Here is a 16,600-nt window from a genome sequence, read left to right on the forward strand (position 1 = left end):
GGCCCCCATGTCCCAAGGCATGGGGGCCTTTTTGCTGGCGCCTGGCGCGTCTTACTTCACCGTCACGGTCATGGGCCTGGCGAAGATCGTGTAGCTGTAGGTGCCGTCACCCATCTGGTAGGTGTAGCCGGGCAGCACGGTGGCCGTGCCCGGCGCGGTGAAGGTCACGCTGCCGTTGGCCGCGACGGTGTGCGCGGGCGCGCCGTCCAGCACCAGCAGCGGATTGCTCGTGCCGCTGCTCGCGGCGCCGATCTGCGAAGTCAGCGCCAGCGGCACGCTGAATTCCGCACCCACCGCCGCCGATGCCGACGTGGCCGCCGAGATCGCCACCGGGAAGTCCTTGGCCCAGTGCGCGTAATCAGTCGTGATGCCGTGCGTGCCGTAGCTGTAGAGCCGATAGAAGTCGCTCTGCTTGTTGACCGTCCAGGGCCAGAACGTGATGCCGCGGTGCTTGGCGGCTTCCATCGTCGCCTGCGTAGGGCCGCTGCCGTACGACGGGTTGTAGGTCGACGAGTAGAGCTGCGTGGCGTTGAGGATGTTGCGCAGGCTCACGCCCACGTCGCCGGTGTCGACATTGCTGTTGAGAAAGCCGGTGCTGATCTCGGGCAGCGTCGCGGCCATGCGGTTGAGCTGGTCGCCGCTGAACGAGATCGCGACCACCTGGTCCTTGACGCCGGCCTTCTCGAGTTCCTGCTTGAGCAGCGGCACGATGCCGGCCGTGGTGCTCTTGAGCTCAATGAAGTGGCTCACGTTGCGGCCCTTGAACGCCGTGAAGAACTCCTGCAGCGTGGGCACCGTATAGCCGCTGACCTTGGTCTTGAGCGCCTTGACTTCGGCCAGCGTCATGGTCTCTATGCGTCCCTTGCCGGTGGTGGTGCGGTCGACGGTGTCGTCATGCATGATGACCAGGTGGTTGTCCGTGGTCATGTAGATGTCGTTCTCGACCGCATCCGCGCCCGCGGCCACCGCCGCCTGCGCGCCCTCGAGCGTGTTCTCGTCCGTGGTCGACGGCATGCCGCGGTGGCCGGTGACCAGCGGCTTGCGCAGCAGCGTATGCGCCGGCAGCTTCCTGAGCACCGCCGTGTAGACGCCCGCGTCGGAAGCAATCACGCCGTTGACGCCGGTGACCAGCACCTCGGCGGCCGCGGCGGGCGTCGCCGCACTGGACACCGCCCAGGGCGTGAGCAGCAGGCGCTGCAGATGGGCGACGGTCGTGCGGTTGGTCATGGCCGCGGGCAGCACCGCGATCTTGGCCTGGGCGCGGTTGGTCGCGCCAACCACCTGCAGGATGTCCTTCGAGGTATTGCCCAGCGAGGACAACGCCGAGAAATCAACCGCCGTGCGCAGCGCCGGGATCGCCTTGCGCGCCTGGGCCAGCAGCTCGACGTTGTCCGACAGCAGCGTCACGTCGCCCAGATCGTTCTGCTGCGCAAATGCCGCGAGCGCGCTCACCGTGGCGGCATCGGCAATGCGCAGCACGGGAATCGTCAGGCGGTCGGTCTGCGCGAGGTAGTGGGCCAGCGAGGCCAGGCTTTCGCCGCTGTCGCTGCGCAGGTTCAGGCTGCTGTCGATGCGAAACAGCGCATTGCTAGCGCCGCTGCCGGCAAGCTGCGTGCGGGCCGTCATCGGCTGCACCAGCGTGGGCGCCATCGCCGCGCGCGTGCCGCTGTCCTGCACGGCGATCACCTTGCTGACGTCGGGCAGCGCCGTCAGCTGCTCGCTCACCTTGATGCTGTCGACGCGCATGACGGCGCCCGCGGTCTGCAGGCCTATGCCGCCCTTGGCCAGCGCCGCGTCCAGCGTCATGTCATGCAGCAGCGTGTTGTTCAGGTACTGGCGCACGCGGTTGCCGTGAACGATCACGGTGGCGGTATAGGTCTTGGCGGGATCGATGGCCTCGCTGAAGGCCTTGGTGCCGGCCACAGCCCAGCTGCCGCCCTTGCGCAGCGCGAATTCGGTGCCGTTGGCGGCCGTCGCGTTGGCGCGGATCGCGAACTGGTAGTACGGGTCGTAGGGAATGGTGGCGCTGGCGCTCGCGGTGCGGTACATCACGCTGCCCCAGCGCCCGGTGTTGTTGGGCGACTCGAGCGTGAACACCATGTCGATGCGGTAGTTGCTCAGCTCCTGCAGCGACGCCGGCAGCGCCACCGAGGTCATTGCGGTGTCGTTGGCGCGGCCGTCAATGTAGAGGCTGCCGTTGCGCACCGCCACCGTGCCGCGGTTGGCGGCCAGCGCCGACCAGCCCGCGGGCAGCGCCGTCAGGCCCTCGAAGCTCTCGTCGAGGTAGACCTTGGCCACGGGAGCGGGCTGCTCCGGTTCGGGGGTCTCGGGCGTGGGCAGCGAGGGCGTGGCCGGGTCGGCAGGACTGCTGCCCTCGTTGTCACCCCCGCATGCAGCCAGACTGATTGCCAGAAAAGCCGCTACCACTGTCTTCGACGTGTTCATCTCATCCCCGTTTTGCAAAAAGAGATGACTCTAGGTGCGCGGGATGACAGGCGTATGGCGTGTATGTGACAGCGGCCGGCACGCTACTGCCCTCGGTCGCTCCAACCTGTGGATAAAAATGTGGATAAGTCCAATGGTCGTCAGCGCAGCCGGGCCGGCGACAGTCTTTCGGGCAGCACGCCTTCGGTTTGCAGGCGCGCATCGAGGGCCGCATCGAGCAGCAGATCGCGCGCCAGCAGGCCGGCCGCATAGGCGGTCTGTATGCCGTAGCCGCCCTGCGCGGCGAGCCAGAAGAAGCCGGGCTGACCGGCTTCGGGCGGCGCGTCCCAGCCTATGACCAGCTCGCCATCGGCGACAAACGAGCGCAGGCCGGCCCAGGTATGCGAGGGCCGGCGGATCTGCAGCGTGGTGTTTTCCTCGATGTGGAAAATTCCCGTCGCGACATCGATTTCCTCGGGCACCACGTCGTGCGGCGTGGTCGGGTCGGCGTTGGCCGGCGAACCCAGCAGCTGGCCGGCATCGGGCTTGAAATAGAAGCTGTCATCGACGCCCATCACGGCCGGCCAGTGGCGCGTCTCCATGCCCGCGGGCGGCGCAAAGGTGAACGCGCTGCGGCGCTTGGGCACCAGGCCCAGCGGCGCGACGCCAGCCAGCGCCGCCAGCGCGTCGGCCCAGGCACCCGCGGCATTGACCACCTGCCGGGCGGCAATGCGGCTGCCGTCGGCCAGATCGATCTGCCAGCAGGCGTTAGCGGCATCGCGCGTCAGCGAGACCACTTCGGCGGCGCAGCGCAGCTGGCCGCCGCGCAGTCGCATGCCGCGCAGGAACGCCTGGTGCAGGCCATGCACGTCGATGTCGCGCGCATTCTCGTCGAGAAAGCCCGCAACGATGACATCGGCGCGCAGACAGGGCACCAGCGCCAGCATTTCGGGCTGGTCCAGCCAGCGCACGGCGGGCGAATGCAGCCGCGCTTCGGCAAACGCCGCCCCAAGCTGATCGAGCTGGTCGGCGCGCGCCACATAGAGTGCGCCGCGCGGGCTCAGCACCGGCTCGGGCATGAAGTCCGCGGGCGGCGCGGTGTAGAAAGCGCGGCTGGCGCGCGTCAGCGCCTGGACCTGGGGCGGGCCGTAATGCTCGAGGTACAGCGCCGCCGAGCGGCCCGTCGAGTGATAGCCCGGCTGGGTCTCGCGCTCTAGCACCAGCACCGAAGCGTGTTCGGCCAGCTGCCAGGCCACGGATGCGCCCGCAATGCCGGCGCCGACCACCACAAAATCAACGGGAGACATAGTCACCTCCTCACACGAAAAATACCGGGGGCGCCGCTATGGTTGCCTGCGGCGCGGAACTCGATTGTCGGCGCAGATGCGCATGGCAAGCCAGCGGCCAGCGGGTCAGCCCGGCGCGCCCAGATAACGCCGCAGATAATGCCCCGTATGGCTGCCTTCGTGCGCGGCGAGCTGCTCGGGCGTGCCCGTGGCGACCACGTTGCCGCCGCCGGCACCGCCTTCGGGGCCCATGTCGATCAGCCAGTCGGCTGTCTTGATCACGTCGAGATTGTGTTCGATGACGACAATCGTGTTGCCCGCGTCGCGCAGCTGGTGCAGCACCTTGAGCAGCAGGTCGATGTCGGCGAAATGCAGGCCCGTGGTCGGCTCGTCGAGGATGTAGAGCGTGCGGCCGGTGTCGCGCTTGCTCAGCTCCTGGGCCAGCTTGACGCGCTGCGCCTCGCCGCCCGACAGCGTGGTCGCGCTCTGGCCCAGGCGGATGTACGACAGGCCCACGGCCAGCAGCGTCTGCAGCTTGCGCGCAATGCTGGGCACGTCCTGGAAGAACGCATGCGCGTCCTCGACCGTCATCTGCAGGATCTGCGCGACGTTCTTGCCCTTCCACAGCACTTCGAGCGTCTCGCGGTTGTAGCGCTCGCCGTGGCAGATGTCGCAAGGCACGTAGACGTCGGGCAGAAAGTGCATTTCGACCTTGACCACGCCGTCGCCCTGGCAGGCTTCGCAGCGCCCGCCGGCGACGTTGAAGCTGAAGCGCCCCGGACCGTAGCCGCGCTCCTTGGCGGTCGCGGTCTCGGCCATCAGGTCGCGTATCGGCGTGAACAGTCCGGTGTAGGTCGCGGGATTGCTGCGCGGCGTGCGGCCGATCGGCGACTGGTCGACGTTGATGACCTTGTCGAAATATTCCATGCCCACAACTTCGTCGTGCGGCGCGGGCTCTTCGCTGGCGCGGTAGAGCTGGCGCGCGACTTCGGCGTACAGCGTGTCGTTGACCAGCGTGCTCTTGCCCGAGCCCGAGACGCCGGTGACGCAGGTGAACAGGCCCACGGGGAACTCCACCGTGACGTTCTTCAGGTTGTGGCCGCGCGCGCCGACCACGCTGATCGCCTGCAGCGCGCCCTGGCGAGCGACATGCTCGGCCTGGCGCTCGGCGCGGCGCAGCGCCGCGGCCGAGACCGGAAAGCGCGACTTCGCGGGCGCGGATGCGGGTTCCGCGGACTTGACCACGGGCAGCCAGGGCGTGCGCCGCGCGGGCACGGCGATCGACTGCGTTCCCGCGAGATAGCGGCCCGTGGGTGAGTCGGGGTTGGCGCGCACCTGGTCGAACGTGCCTTGCGCCATCACGCGCCCGCCATGCAGGCCCGCGCCCGGGCCCATGTCGATGATCTGGTCGGCGGCGCGCATCATGTCTTCATCGTGCTCGACGACGATCACGCTGTTGCCGATGTTGCGCAGGTGCTGCAGCGTCGCGATCAGCCGGTCGTTGTCGCGCTGGTGCAGGCCTATGCTGGGCTCGTCGAGCACATACATCACGCCCGTGAGGCCGCTGCCTATCTGGCTGGCCAGGCGTATGCGCTGGGCTTCGCCGCCCGACAGCGTCTCGGCGCTGCGGTCCAAGCTCAGGTAACTCAGGCCCACGTCGTTGAGGAACATCAGCCGCGAGGTGATCTCGCGCACCACCTTGTCGGCGATGTCGGCCTTGGCGCCCTGCAGCTTGAGCTGGGCAAACCAGGCGTGGGCTTCGGCCAGCGTTGCGCGGCTGACTTCATAGATGGCGCGCTGCTGCTCGCCGTCGCCAATGCGCACCCAGCGCGCCTCGCGCCGCAGCCGCGTGCCTTCGCAGTCGGGGCAGCAGCGCGTGCTGCGCATGCGCGCGAGGTCGTCGCGCACCACGCTCGAATCGGTCTCGCGGTAGCGCCGCGTGATGTTGGGAATGATGCCTTCGAACGGATGGTGCTTGATCAGCGGCTGGGCCTTGTTCTTGCCGCTGTCGGTGAAGTAGGCAAAGGCAATGGCTTCCTCGCCCGAGCCCCACAGCACGGCCTGGCGCACCTGCTCGGGCAGCTCTTCGAACGGCGCCTCGATGTCCGCGCCGTAGTGCGCGGCCACGCTTTCGAGCATGGTGAAGTAATAGGCATTGCGCCGGTCCCAGCCCTTCACGGCGCCGCTGGCCAGGCTCAGCGTGGGAAACGCGACCACGCGCTCGGGATCGAAGGTCTCGCTCTGGCCCAGGCCGTCGCAGGTGGGGCAGGCGCCCTGGGGCGAATTGAACGAGAACAGCCGCGGCTCGAGCTCGGGCAGCGAATAGCTGCAGATGGGGCAGGCGAACTTGGCGCTGAACCAGTGCTCGACGCCGGTGTCCATTTCAAGCGCGACCACGCGGCCGCCGGCCTCGCCGCCGCCGGCGCGCAGCGCGGCTTCGAAGCTTTCGGCCAGGCGCTGCATCGCGTCCGGGCGCACCTTGAGGCGGTCGATGACGACGTCGATCGAGTGCTTCTCGTTCTTCTGCAGCTGCGGCAGCGACTCGACTTCGTAGATCTTGCCGTCGATGCGAAAGCGCACGTAGCCCTGGGCCTGCAGCTGGGCGAACAGCTCGGTGAACTCGCCTTTCTTGTCGCGCGCCAGCGGGCCCAGCACCATCAGCTTGGTGTCCTCGGGCAGCGCCAGCGCGGCGTCGACCATCTGGCTGATGGTCTGCGACTGCAGCGGCAGCTGGTGGTCGGGGCAGTAAGGCGTGCCGGCGCGCGCGTAAAGCAGGCGCAGGTAGTCGTTGATCTCGGTGACCGTGCCCACGGTGGAGCGCGGGTTGTGGCTGGTGGCCTTCTGCTCGATGCTGATCGCGGGCGACAGGCCTTCGATCAGGTCGACATCGGGCTTGTCGAGCCGGCCCAGGAACTGGCGCGCATAGGCCGACAGGCTTTCGACATAGCGCCGCTGGCCTTCGGCGTAAAGCGTGTCGAACGCCAGGCTGGATTTGCCCGAGCCCGACAGGCCCGTGATCACCACCAACTGGTTGCGCGGAATATCGAGGTCGATATTCTTCAGGTTGTGCGTGCGCGCTCCGCGGATGCTGATGCGCGACTGTGCCAGGGCATGGCCCAGATAGCGACCGGAATCTGCAGCGCTTGCCTGCTCGGAAGAGGGATGAGTGGGGTCGTTCACGGGCGCGGGCGCTCCATGCGGGGAAACCTAGCATGATAGTGAGCCTGGCCCCGGAAATGCGACGAACTTGCAGATCACGGACAATCGGGGTTGTTATTGCGCCGCACGCAAGGGGAATCTCCTCTGCGCGCCAAGGCCGCCTTCTTCCAATCACTTGCATTTCTTGCGCGTGCCACAAACGACCACCCCCCTTTCGGCTGCCCCGCCCGCCCCTGCCCCGGACGCCTCCACCATGACGCCGCTGGAGCGCCGTGCGAGCGGCGGCCTGGCGCTGATCTTCGCCTTGCGCATGCTGGGGCTGTTCCTGGTGCTGCCGGTGTTCGCGCTCGAAGCGCGCAAGTACCCGGGCGGCGACGATCCGGCGATGGTCGGCCTGGCGATGGGCCTGTACGGCCTGACCCAGGCGCTGTTCCAGCTGCCGCTGGGCCTGGCCTCGGCCCGCTTCGGCCGCAAACGCGTGATCGTGTTCGGCCTGCTGGTGTTTGCCGCCGGCAGTCTGCTCGCGGCGCTGGCCGATTCGCTCACCGGCCTGATGGTCGGCCGCGGTCTGCAGGGCGCGGGCGCGGTCTCTGCGGCCGTGACCGCGCTGCTTGCCGACCAGACGCGCGACGCCGTGCGCACCAAGGCCATGGCCATCATCGGCGGCTCTATCGGCCTGATGTTCGCGCTGGCGCTGGTCGCCGGCCCCATGCTGGCCGCCTGGGCGGGTCTGTCGGGCGTGTTTGCGCTGACGTTCGCGCTGGCGCTGGCCGGCATCGCCGTGGTCATCTGGGTGGTTCCGCCCGAGCCGCTCAAGCACCAGGACGCGCCGCGCGGCCGCCTGGTCGAGCTGCTGCACCAGCCCGACCTGCTGCGCCTGAACCTGGGCGTGTTCGTGCTGCACACCGTGCAGATGGCGATGTGGGTGGCCGTGCCCGCGCTGCTGCTGCAGGCCGGCTTGCCCAAGGGCGCGCACTGGCAGATCTACCTGCCGGCCGTGCTGCTGTCGTTCATCGCCATGGGCGGCATGTTCTCGCTGGAGCGCAAGGGCAAGCTGCGCATGGCGCTGCTGGGCGCGATCGCGCTGGTGCTGGTCGTGCAACTGGGCCTGGGCGCGGTCGCCGCCAGCGGCGCCACGCCTTCGCTGTGGCCCATGGGCCTGCTGATGCTGGTGTTCTTCTGCGGCTTCAACATTCTCGAAGCCAGCCAGCCCAGCCTGGTCTCGCGCATGGCGCCCACGCCGCTGCGCGGCGCTGCGCTGGGCACCTACAACACGCTGCAGTCGCTGGGCCTGTTTGCCGGCGGAGCGCTCGGCGGCGCGATCGCTAAATGGGCCGGCATGCCGGGCCTGTTTGCCGTCACGGCCGTGCTCACGGCGATCTGGCTGCTGGTGACCTGGCCGCTGCGCCCGGTCGGCAAGACCGGCGCCGGCGGCCACTGAGATCTCCGGCCCCTATCGATATCACGGGTTTGCCCGCAGTCTTGGGCAAACGGATATGCTCCCGTCTGCGGCGTCTCCGAGGGGGATGCTGCAATCCAAGCATCTGGCACGGGCCCCCTCATTACTGGCCCGCGCTATCCATTTTTCGAGGTTATTCATGGCATCCGTCAACAAAGTCATCATCGTCGGCAATCTGGGCCGCGATCCAGAAATGCGCGCCTTTCCCAGCGGTGACCAGGTGGCCAACGTGACCATCGCCACCACCGACCGCTGGCGCGACAAGAACACCGGTGAAAACAAGGAAGCGACCGAATGGCACCGCGTGGTGTTCAACGGTCGCCTGGCCGAAATCGTCGGCCAGTACCTGCGCAAGGGTTCGCAGGTCTATGTCGAAGGTTCGCTGCGCACGCGCAAGTGGACCGACCAGGCCACGGGCCAGGAACGCTACGCGACCGAAATCCGCGCCGACACCATGCAGATGCTGGGCAGCCGCCAGGGCATGGGCGGCGGCCAGCAAGGCGGCGGCTACGGCGACGACAGCGGCTACGGTGACAGCAACGGCGGCAATGCCGGCAACAACGGCGGCGGCTACGAAGCCGCGCCGCGCCGCCCCGCGCCCGCTCCGCGCGCTCCCGCCCCCGTGCAGCGCATGGCCCCTCCCGCCCAGGCCCCGATGGCCCCCGCACCCCAGCGCGCGGCTTCGGGCTTCGACGACATGGATGACGACATCCCGTTCTGACCGGCGATTTTTAGATCTGTAAACAAAGAGCCCTAAGTGATTGTCACTTGGGGCTTTTTTCATTGCTTACACTAAAAGATGTATCTGCCCCAGGATCCGATTGACTCGCTCACTCCCGCGTCCTCCTCCGATCGCGAAATCTTCAAAGTCATATCGATCAAACGTCCTTCCACATGGGCCGAGCTCCCTTCAAATGAAATTGAAGATTGAATCGACAACAGCTGTCTGATCCGGACGCTCAGTTCGCAAGAGCTTCGGCGCACAACCAGTCGCGAAAGGTGACGAGCCGCGGAAGATTTGCACTCTCCGCTCGGTAAACCACGTAGTAGGCTAGTGGCGACGCGAAGTCCACCTCCGGGAACAACCTGACAAGGCGGCCGGCAACCACGTCGTCGTGCGCCATGACGCTGCGCGCCATGGCAATGCCATGCCCTTCAATCGCAGCCTGAAGGACGGCCGCTGAGTTGTTGATCTTCATGCCGCGCGCCGTGTTCACGTCGATCATGCCTGCCCGAGACAGCCATTCGTCCCAAGATGGAAAGCCCGTCTGGGCGTCCATCGAAAGGTCATGGATCAGCGTCTCGCGTGCCAGATCGCATGGCCGCTCGAAGCAACCGCGATCGGTCAGCAACTGCGGCGAGCACACCGGATAGACCTGCTCATCCATCAGCTTGTCTGCCACCAGCCCGGGCCAGAAGCCGGCACCGTACCGCACGCCTATGTCGATCTGCTGCGCCGCGAAATCGACTGGCTTCAGGCTCGTGTCGAGCCGCACATCGGTGTCCGGGCAAACCGCCTGAAATCGGTCGATGCGCGGCAACAGCCATTTGGCCGCGAACGCCGGGCTCACCGTGACAGTCAATACGCCGCGAGCAGCGGCCTCCTTCATTCGTTCAAGTCCGTGAGCCAGGCTAGCCAAGCCGGCTCGGATGTCCGGAAGGGCACGCTCGCCGGCGTCCGTTAAAGCCAGTCTGGCTTTCCCGCTGCTACCTCTGACAAAGAGGAGCGTGCCGACCCAGTCTTCCAACGTTCGCACCAGTTGCCCCACGGCAGCGGGCGTCACGTTCAACTCTCCAGCGGCGGCTGAAAAGCTCTGGTGCCGCGCGCTCGCCTCGAACGCACGCAACGCGTTGAGATGCACGGGTGTTTTCATTAAAGATTTTCTTTATGGTTGAGACACTTTATCTCGTTTGTCTGCAACCGCCAAACCGCGAAGAATTGAGTCCATGCCGAGGCGGAACTCACTTGTTGAGAAAAACTGTCCAAGGCAAGTTTGATACTTTTTCTTCAGGAGTTTAATTATGCAAGGTCAATTCCAAGGCAAGAAGCTGCTAGTGGTCGGTGGGACCAGCGGCATGGGTCTGCAAACCGCTCGCATCGTCCTCGCCGGCGGCGGCAGCGTCGTCGTCGTCGGCCACCGCGCCGACAAGGCGCAAGAGGCTCGCAAGGAGCTGTCAGCCCTCGGCCAGGTCAACGTGTTGGTGGCCGACCTGGGCAGTGACGAGGGCCTGGCCGCGCTGCTCAAGAGCATCGATGAGCAGCATCCCGATATCGAGCTGCTGGTCAACGCCGCTGGTGTGTTCTTCCCGAAGCCCTTCCTGGAGCACCAGGACGCGGACTACGACCAGTACATGAAGCTGAACAAGGCGTTCTTCTTTGTCACGCAGAAGGTCGCCGCCAACCTGGTGGCCGAGGGTCGCCCGGGTGCGATCGTCAACATCGGCTCGATGTGGGCGAAGCAAGCCATCGCCGCCACGCCTTCGTCGGCCTACTCGATGGCCAAGGCCGGCCTGCATTCGCTGACGCAGCATCTGGCGATGGAGCTGGCCTCCAAGCAGATCCGCGTCAACGCCGTGTCGCCTGCCGTCGTGCAAACGCCCATCTACGAGGGCTTCATTCCGAAGGCGGAAGTGCACGCTGCTCTGCAGGGCTTCAACAGCTTCCACCCCATCGGCCGGGTCGGCACCCCGACGGACGTTGCCGAGGTCGTGGCGTTCCTGCTGTCCGAGAAGGCTGGCTGGGTCACCGGCGCGATCTGGGATGTCGACGGCGGCGTGATGGCTGGCCGCAACTGAAGCGATTTCAACCGTGAGCTCGCGCCAACCGGCGCGGGCTGACTCACTGGACCACAAACCATGATGCAAGACTGGAATGCCTACCGCGGCGCCCTGCTGGAGCGGGTCGGCGACCTGGCCAAGAAGAGCCCGGACGTCGTCCGCGGCCTGACCGTGATCGACAACGCAGCCGCCAAGACCGGCCACCTCGCGCCCAAGGTACACGAGCTGATCGCACTCGCGGTGGCGGTCACCACGCGCTGCGACGGATGCATCTCTGTGCACACCAAGAAGGCTGTCGAGCACGGTGCTACGGCCGGGGAAATCTCTGAAGCCCTGGGTGTCGCGATTGCCCTGAATGCCGGCGCGGCGCTGACCTACTCGGCCCGCGTCCTCGAAGCCCACGCGCAACTGCAAACCGCTTGAGGCTGACATGCTCGTCAACGCCGACTTCTCACGCCCCGCCCTCGTCACTCCTGATGCCTACCAATGGATCCCCTCGCCGCAGGCTGGGGTGGAACGGGTGATGCTGGACCGGGTGGGTGGAGAAGTCGCGCGGGCCACGAGCATCGTGCGCTACGCGCCTCAGTCGGACTTCCCCCGCCACCAACATCCCGGTGGCGAGGAGATTCTTGTCCTGTCGGGCACGTTCTCCGACGAAGCCAACGACTACCGGGCCGGGTGGTATCTGCGCAATCCGCCAGGTTCAAACCACAGTCCGTCGAGCGTCGACGGGGCGGTCATCTTTGTGAAGCTCTGGCAGATGCAGCCCGCCGAGTCGTCCGCACTGCGGATCGACACCAACGATTCGGCCAACTGGTCTGACGCCCAAGGCTACGTCGTTTGCAAGCTGTACGCCGACGACCTGGAGTCTGTCAGCCTTGTCCGTCTGCAGCCAGGTCAGGCGATGCCGGCCCAGCCGGCGACCCCGGCGGAGCTGCTGGTGCTGAGAGGGGCGCTGCAGGAAGACCACCGGCAGTACCCCCATGGCAGCTGGCTTCGCTTCCCTGCCGGGCATCGCGTTGGGCTGGTTTCTGGCAACGACGGCGCCACTGTGTACGTGAAGACAGCCCAGCGGCATGACGGTCTCAACCGTACGCATCGCCATCGTGGGAGGTGGGCGGGCTGGCCTCTACGCGGCCTACCTGCTGGAACAGCGCGACATCCATGACTACTTGCTGCTCGAAGCCCGACCCACCTGGAGAGGCCGGATCGCATCGCACAGCCCTCATGGTTTGGCTGCGTCGAGCGCGGCGCTTGATCGCTTCGACCTGGGACCCAGCCTTGCCGGCGACGCTGGCCCAGCAGTGGCGACACACCGCGACATGGATGGCGCCGCACGCCAAATATGTGGCCGTCTTTGACGTCGCGGCACGCCTGCCGCCGCCGCGACCCGGGGGGCCGGGTGCGATGGAACCGGCGCGCGCCCAGGGTTACGAACCCTGCAGCAACTTCACTTTCTAAAGAGTGTTTTCATGGACTTCCTGGGATTCCTGCAAGCCATTGGTGCAGCGACACGACTGGATATCAGCGCCGCCGTCCAGGACGGCGGCTGCTCCATTGTTTTCAGCGACTCCCTGGAAGTCACTTTCGAGCATGATGAGCAGAACCAGAAAGTCGTGCTCTTTGCGCCGGTCATGTCCATAGGCGAATGGCCGGCCGAGTCGCGCGAGCGCATGCTTTCACGCGTTCTGGAAGTGCATCTGTTCGGCATGGCGACCGACGGCAACTACTTCGGTTTCGATCCTTTGCTCGAACGCATCCTGTTCTTTCGCAGCATGGCACTGCGCCAGCTGGAGGCGGCGGCGGCCATACAGTCCGTCGAATCGTTCGTCGACCAGCTCGAGCATTGGCAAGCCCAGTTGCTGCAGTCGTCCCTGCATGCAGAAGCGGCACCGCAGGCGCCTGCGCCCCATGCCAGCGCCTTGCCCATTCAACCTGTCTAACCGGGGCACCGTGACTTATGTCGATCATCACCAATCTGCTGAAAGTCGGCGCCGGGCTGCTTTCCATGCCGTTCCAGCCGCTGCTGGCGCTCAATCCCGTGAACTCGCTGCTCGACCGCATGACCGGCGGCAGAGTCAACCGGGATGTCCTCGCCCAGCAATTCTTCAGCGGTCTCTGGGGTCTGACCATGGCCCATTTCAGCACCGCATTGGCTGAACGCAATGGACAGCAGGTGGCCTACCGGCCGCGCAATTTCTGAGAGCGGTCGGCAAGGCCGGCTGAAACTCGGCACACCGTCACCCGATTTCCGCTGGCGGCCTGCCAAGCGCTTCAGCTCAAGCCAGTTACCGGCAGCGATGCGCCATGAATCGCGCGCGCCTGTTCCGAAGCCAGGAACAGGATGGCGGCCGCGAGGTCGTCGGGCGCGACCCAGCGCCTGGGATCGGCGTCGGGCATGGCAGCGCGGTTCTCGGGCGTGTCGATGATGGTCGGCAGCACGCAGTTGACGTTGATGCCCTGCTCGCGCAGCTCGCCCGACATGGCTTCGGTGATGCGCGCGAGCGCGCTTTTCGACGCGGTGTAGGCGCCCATTGCGGCCACGCCGCGCGCGGCCGCGAACGCACCCACGTTGACGATCTTGCCGCTGCCTTGCGCGAGCATGCCCGGCACGATGGCCTGGGCGGTGTGCAGCGCGCTGCGCACGTTGAGCGCGAACAGGAAGTCCCAGTCTTCGGCGGGCGTCGCATGCACGGGCGGGCCCATGCGAAAGCCGCCCGCGAGATTGCACAGCACATCAATGCGGCCGAAGCGCGCGACGGCCTGCGCGGCCATGTCGGCGGCACCCGCCGGCTGCGTCAGGTCGGCGGCGACCAGCAACTGCTGGGTGTTCGCATGCGCTTCACCGAACGCTTCGGCGAGCTTGGCCTGATGCAGGCCGACCAGCACCAGGCTGGCCCCCGCGCGCGCAAAGGCCGCGGCGACCGCGCGTCCCAGGTTGCCGTCGGCGCCCGTGATGACGACGACCTTGTTCTCAAATGGCATGGCGCAGCTCCTGGCGTTTTGCATGGTGATAGGTGCCGATACCGCGCGTGATCACGCGGTCGCCGGCCTGGATGTCGCCGGGCTCGAAGTCCGGCTGGCCGGCGATGGCCTGGTAAACAGGTTCGAAGTCGATGCGCGCCAGATCGAGCAGTTGCTCGAGGCTGTCGACGACGAAATACGACTCCTGGAAGTCGTCGATGCGGTACTTGGTCTGCATCACGCGCGCAAGATCGAAAGCGATGCGATTCGGCGACGCGGAATCGAGCGCGAACACGCTTTCGGTAAAGGAGCTCGCAATGCCCGCGCCGTAGATGCGCAGCCCGTCGGCCTGCTGCACCAGGCCGAACTCGACCGTGTACCAATAGACGCGCGCGAGCTTGTCGAGCACGCCCATCTTCTGCGCGCGCAAGCCCCCCTGGCCATAGGCCTGGATGTAGTCCGCGATTGCCGGGTTCATGAGCATGGGCACATGGCCGAACACGTCATGGAACACATCGGGTTCTTCGAGGTAGTCGAGTTCATGCGGCTTGCGGATGAACTGGCCCGAAGGAAAGCGGCGATTCGCCAGATGGTCGAAGAACACGTCGTCGGGCACGAGGCCGGGAACGGCCACGACTTCCCAGCCGGTCTGTTGATGCAGGATCTCGTTGAGACGGCGGAAATCGGGGATTTCGTCCGGACCCATGGGCAGGCGCTGCATGCCGTCGACAAACGCATCGCAGGCGCGGCCGACGAGCATTTTGGTCTGTCGCTCGAACAGCGTCTTCCAGGTCGCGTGGTCCTGGGCCGTGTAGTTCTCCCAGCCCTGGTCTATGGTCCAGTCGGCGCGCTCGGGCCGGAACGCATCGCCCGCAGCAAGACCATGCTTGGCGGCTTCGGTGGTGGTGTCCATGTCAGTGCTCCTGCGCCGCGAGCGCCGTGAACAACGCATCGGCCGCGGCCGCGAACGCGAAGTCCTTTGGCGACAGGCCGTTGACGTCGTGCGTGGTCAGCGTGATGTCGACGCGGTTGTAGACGTTGAACCATTCGGGATGGTGGTCGGCTTTTTCGGCGACCAGCGCGAGCTGGGCCATGAAGCCGAACGCCTGGGCAAAGTCCAGGAAGCGAAAGCTGCGCTGCATCAGCCCGCCACGCTGGGCCGTGAAGGCCCAGTCCTTGAACCGGAGCTTGCCATCCTCGATCTGCTGCGAGCTCAATGGGGTCGTCATGTTGTCTCGATTTCTTCTGTGGCAATGACGGCCGGGCGGAGCCACCCCCTGCCCGGCGGGGGTGCGCCGGCCTCAGGCCGTCTGCAGCACGCCGCGCGCGATCTGGTCGCGCTCCAGCGACTCGAACAAGGCCTTGAAATTGCCTTCGCCAAAGCCTTCGCGGTAGTCGCCCTTGCGCTGGATGAACTCGAAGAACACCGGGCCGAACACCGTGCCCGAGAAAATCTGCAGCAGCAGCCGCGGCTGGCCGCCTTCGGTCGTGCCATCGAGCAGAATGCCGCGCGAGCGCAGCTCGCCGGCATTTTCGCCATGGCCCGGCAGGCGGCCGTCGAGCATTTCGTAATAGGTGTCCGGCGGTGCCTTCATCAGCGGCACGCCGGCCGTGCGCAGCCTGTCGACACTGGCCAACAGGTCATCGGTCAGCAGCGCGATGTGCTGTATGCCTTCGCCGTTGAAGGCCATCAGGTATTCCTCGATCTGGCCCGAGCCCTTGACCGACTCTTCGTTGAGCGGAATGCGGATCATGCCGTCGGGCGCGGTCATGGCCTTGGACGTGAGGCCCGTGTACTCGCCCTTGATGTCGAAGTAGCGGATTTCGCGGAAGTTGAAGAACTTCTCGTAGAACGCAGCCCAGTAGGCCATGCGGCCACGGTAGACGTTGTGCGTGAGGTGGTCGACGATCTGGAAGCCATGGCCGCGCGGATGGCGGTCCACGCCTTCGATGAACTTGAAGTCGATGTCGTAGATCGATTTGCCTTCTTCGAAGCGGTCGATCAGATACAGCGGGGCGCCGCCTATGCCCTTGATCGCGGGCAGGCGCAGCTCCATCGGGCCCGTGGGCACGTCGACGGGCTGGGCACCGAGTTCGAGTGCGCGGTTATAGGCCGCATGTGCATCGCGCACGCGAAACGCCATGCCGCAGGCCGAAGGGCCGTGCTCGGCGGCAAAGTACGCGGCCGGGCTCTTGGCTTCGCGGTTGACGATGAAGTTGATGCCGCCCTGGCGGTACAGGCTCACGTCCTTGGAGCGGTGGTTTGCGACCAGCGTAAAGCCCATCTGCTCAAGAATGGGTTCGAGCACGCCGGGCGTGGGCGAAGCAAACTCGACGAACTCAAAGCCCATCAGGCCCATGGGATTTTCAAAAAGATCGGCCATAACGTTGTCTCCGCATTGTTGGGTGGGTGCCTCAATGCTAGTGAGATGACCGAGCGCGAATCATGCAGAATGCGGCCATTTCACGCGACAAACGCAACATTCCTGCACAAACCAAAACAACAGCGCTTTTTTGCGTGAAGATGCAA

At 66.0% G+C, this 16,600-nt stretch carries 16 protein-coding genes; 8 read left to right on the forward strand and 8 right to left on the reverse strand.

Annotated elements, in window-relative coordinates; all coding sequences use genetic code 11:
• Positions 1-51: 51 nt before the first annotated feature.
• From ACSVDO_RS20600 to uvrA, 3 genes are all read right to left on the reverse strand, one after another.
• A complete protein-coding gene (locus ACSVDO_RS20600; RefSeq protein WP_489594350.1) occupies positions 52-2,445 on the reverse strand; it encodes a glycerophosphodiester phosphodiesterase family protein in 2,394 nt (797 codons plus the stop codon).
• A 140-nt stretch (positions 2,446-2,585) separates the two neighbouring features.
• The gene (locus tag ACSVDO_RS20605; protein WP_489594352.1) at positions 2,586-3,731 is read right to left on the reverse strand and encodes an NAD(P)/FAD-dependent oxidoreductase; all 1,146 of its coding nucleotides are present in this window, start codon (positions 3,729-3,731) and stop codon (positions 2,586-2,588) included.
• A gap of 105 nt (positions 3,732-3,836) precedes the next feature.
• Positions 3,837-6,890, reverse strand: a complete 3,054-nt coding sequence (gene uvrA, locus ACSVDO_RS20610) for an excinuclease ABC subunit UvrA (protein WP_489594353.1) — start codon at positions 6,888-6,890, stop codon at positions 3,837-3,839.
• A gap of 232 nt (positions 6,891-7,122) precedes the next feature.
• On the opposite strand from uvrA, the gene ACSVDO_RS20615 reads away from it, so the two are divergent.
• Together ACSVDO_RS20615 and ssb are read left to right on the forward strand one after the other, a co-directional pair.
• Positions 7,123-8,310, forward strand: a complete 1,188-nt coding sequence (locus ACSVDO_RS20615) for an MFS transporter (protein WP_489594355.1) — start codon at positions 7,123-7,125, stop codon at positions 8,308-8,310.
• A gap of 157 nt (positions 8,311-8,467) precedes the next feature.
• Positions 8,468-9,049 (forward strand): single-stranded DNA-binding protein, encoded by a 582-nt coding sequence (gene ssb, locus ACSVDO_RS20620; RefSeq protein ID WP_332536458.1) that lies wholly within the window; start codon positions 8,468-8,470, stop codon positions 9,047-9,049.
• Between the two features lie 238 nt (positions 9,050-9,287).
• On the opposite strand, the gene gcvA is transcribed toward ssb, so the two are convergent.
• Complete coding sequence (gene gcvA, locus ACSVDO_RS20625; RefSeq protein ID WP_489594357.1) at positions 9,288-10,202, reverse strand: transcriptional regulator GcvA; 915 nt, start codon at positions 10,200-10,202, stop codon at positions 9,288-9,290.
• A gap of 148 nt (positions 10,203-10,350) precedes the next feature.
• Between gcvA and ACSVDO_RS20630 the strand changes: the two genes are divergently transcribed.
• The 6 genes from ACSVDO_RS20630 (at position 10,351) to ACSVDO_RS20655 (ending at position 13,309) form a co-directional block, all read left to right on the forward strand.
• A complete protein-coding gene (locus ACSVDO_RS20630; RefSeq protein ID WP_489594359.1) occupies positions 10,351-11,124 on the forward strand; it encodes an SDR family NAD(P)-dependent oxidoreductase in 774 nt (257 codons plus the stop codon).
• 60 nt (positions 11,125-11,184) lie between these two features.
• On the forward strand, positions 11,185-11,529 hold the full coding sequence (locus ACSVDO_RS20635) for a carboxymuconolactone decarboxylase family protein (protein WP_332547536.1): 345 nt from the start codon (positions 11,185-11,187) through the stop codon (positions 11,527-11,529).
• A 7-nt stretch (positions 11,530-11,536) separates the two neighbouring features.
• Positions 11,537-12,274, forward strand: coding sequence for a cupin domain-containing protein (locus tag ACSVDO_RS20640; RefSeq protein ID WP_489594361.1), 738 nt, complete (start codon positions 11,537-11,539; stop codon positions 12,272-12,274).
• Positions 12,183-12,467 carry an NAD(P)-binding protein gene (locus tag ACSVDO_RS20645; protein ID WP_489594362.1) on the forward strand — a complete coding sequence of 95 codons (285 nt, stop codon included), beginning with the start codon at positions 12,183-12,185 and terminating at the stop codon, positions 12,465-12,467. Before ACSVDO_RS20640 ends, ACSVDO_RS20645 begins: the two co-directional genes overlap by 92 nt.
• 111 nt (positions 12,468-12,578) lie before the next feature.
• Positions 12,579-13,049, forward strand: a complete 471-nt coding sequence (locus tag ACSVDO_RS20650; protein WP_332536447.1) for a type III secretion system chaperone — start codon at positions 12,579-12,581, stop codon at positions 13,047-13,049.
• A gap of 17 nt (positions 13,050-13,066) precedes the next feature.
• On the forward strand, positions 13,067-13,309 hold the full coding sequence (locus ACSVDO_RS20655) for a hypothetical protein (RefSeq protein WP_489594363.1): 243 nt from the start codon (positions 13,067-13,069) through the stop codon (positions 13,307-13,309).
• A gap of 71 nt (positions 13,310-13,380) precedes the next feature.
• Here ACSVDO_RS20655 and ACSVDO_RS20660 read toward each other — a convergent pair whose 3' ends face one another.
• The 4 genes from ACSVDO_RS20660 to hppD all read right to left on the reverse strand — a co-directional run bounded on the left by ACSVDO_RS20660 (position 13,381) and on the right by hppD (position 16,454).
• Positions 13,381-14,091: an SDR family NAD(P)-dependent oxidoreductase gene (locus tag ACSVDO_RS20660; protein ID WP_332536445.1), complete on the reverse strand. Its 711-nt coding sequence runs from the start codon at positions 14,089-14,091 to the stop codon at positions 13,381-13,383.
• The gene (gene phhA / locus ACSVDO_RS20665) at positions 14,081-14,983 is read right to left on the reverse strand and encodes a phenylalanine 4-monooxygenase (protein WP_332536444.1); all 903 of its coding nucleotides are present in this window, start codon (positions 14,981-14,983) and stop codon (positions 14,081-14,083) included. The genes ACSVDO_RS20660 and phhA overlap by 11 nt, the downstream gene beginning before the upstream one ends.
• 1 nt (position 14,984) lies before the next feature.
• On the reverse strand, positions 14,985-15,299 hold the full coding sequence (locus tag ACSVDO_RS20670; protein ID WP_332536442.1) for a 4a-hydroxytetrahydrobiopterin dehydratase: 315 nt from the start codon (positions 15,297-15,299) through the stop codon (positions 14,985-14,987).
• A gap of 72 nt (positions 15,300-15,371) precedes the next feature.
• Positions 15,372-16,454, reverse strand: coding sequence for a 4-hydroxyphenylpyruvate dioxygenase (gene hppD / locus ACSVDO_RS20675; RefSeq protein ID WP_489594365.1), 1,083 nt, complete (start codon positions 16,452-16,454; stop codon positions 15,372-15,374).
• Between the last annotated feature and the right edge of the window lie 146 nt (positions 16,455-16,600).

The organism is Comamonas sp. DB36 (genome assembly GCF_057914905.1).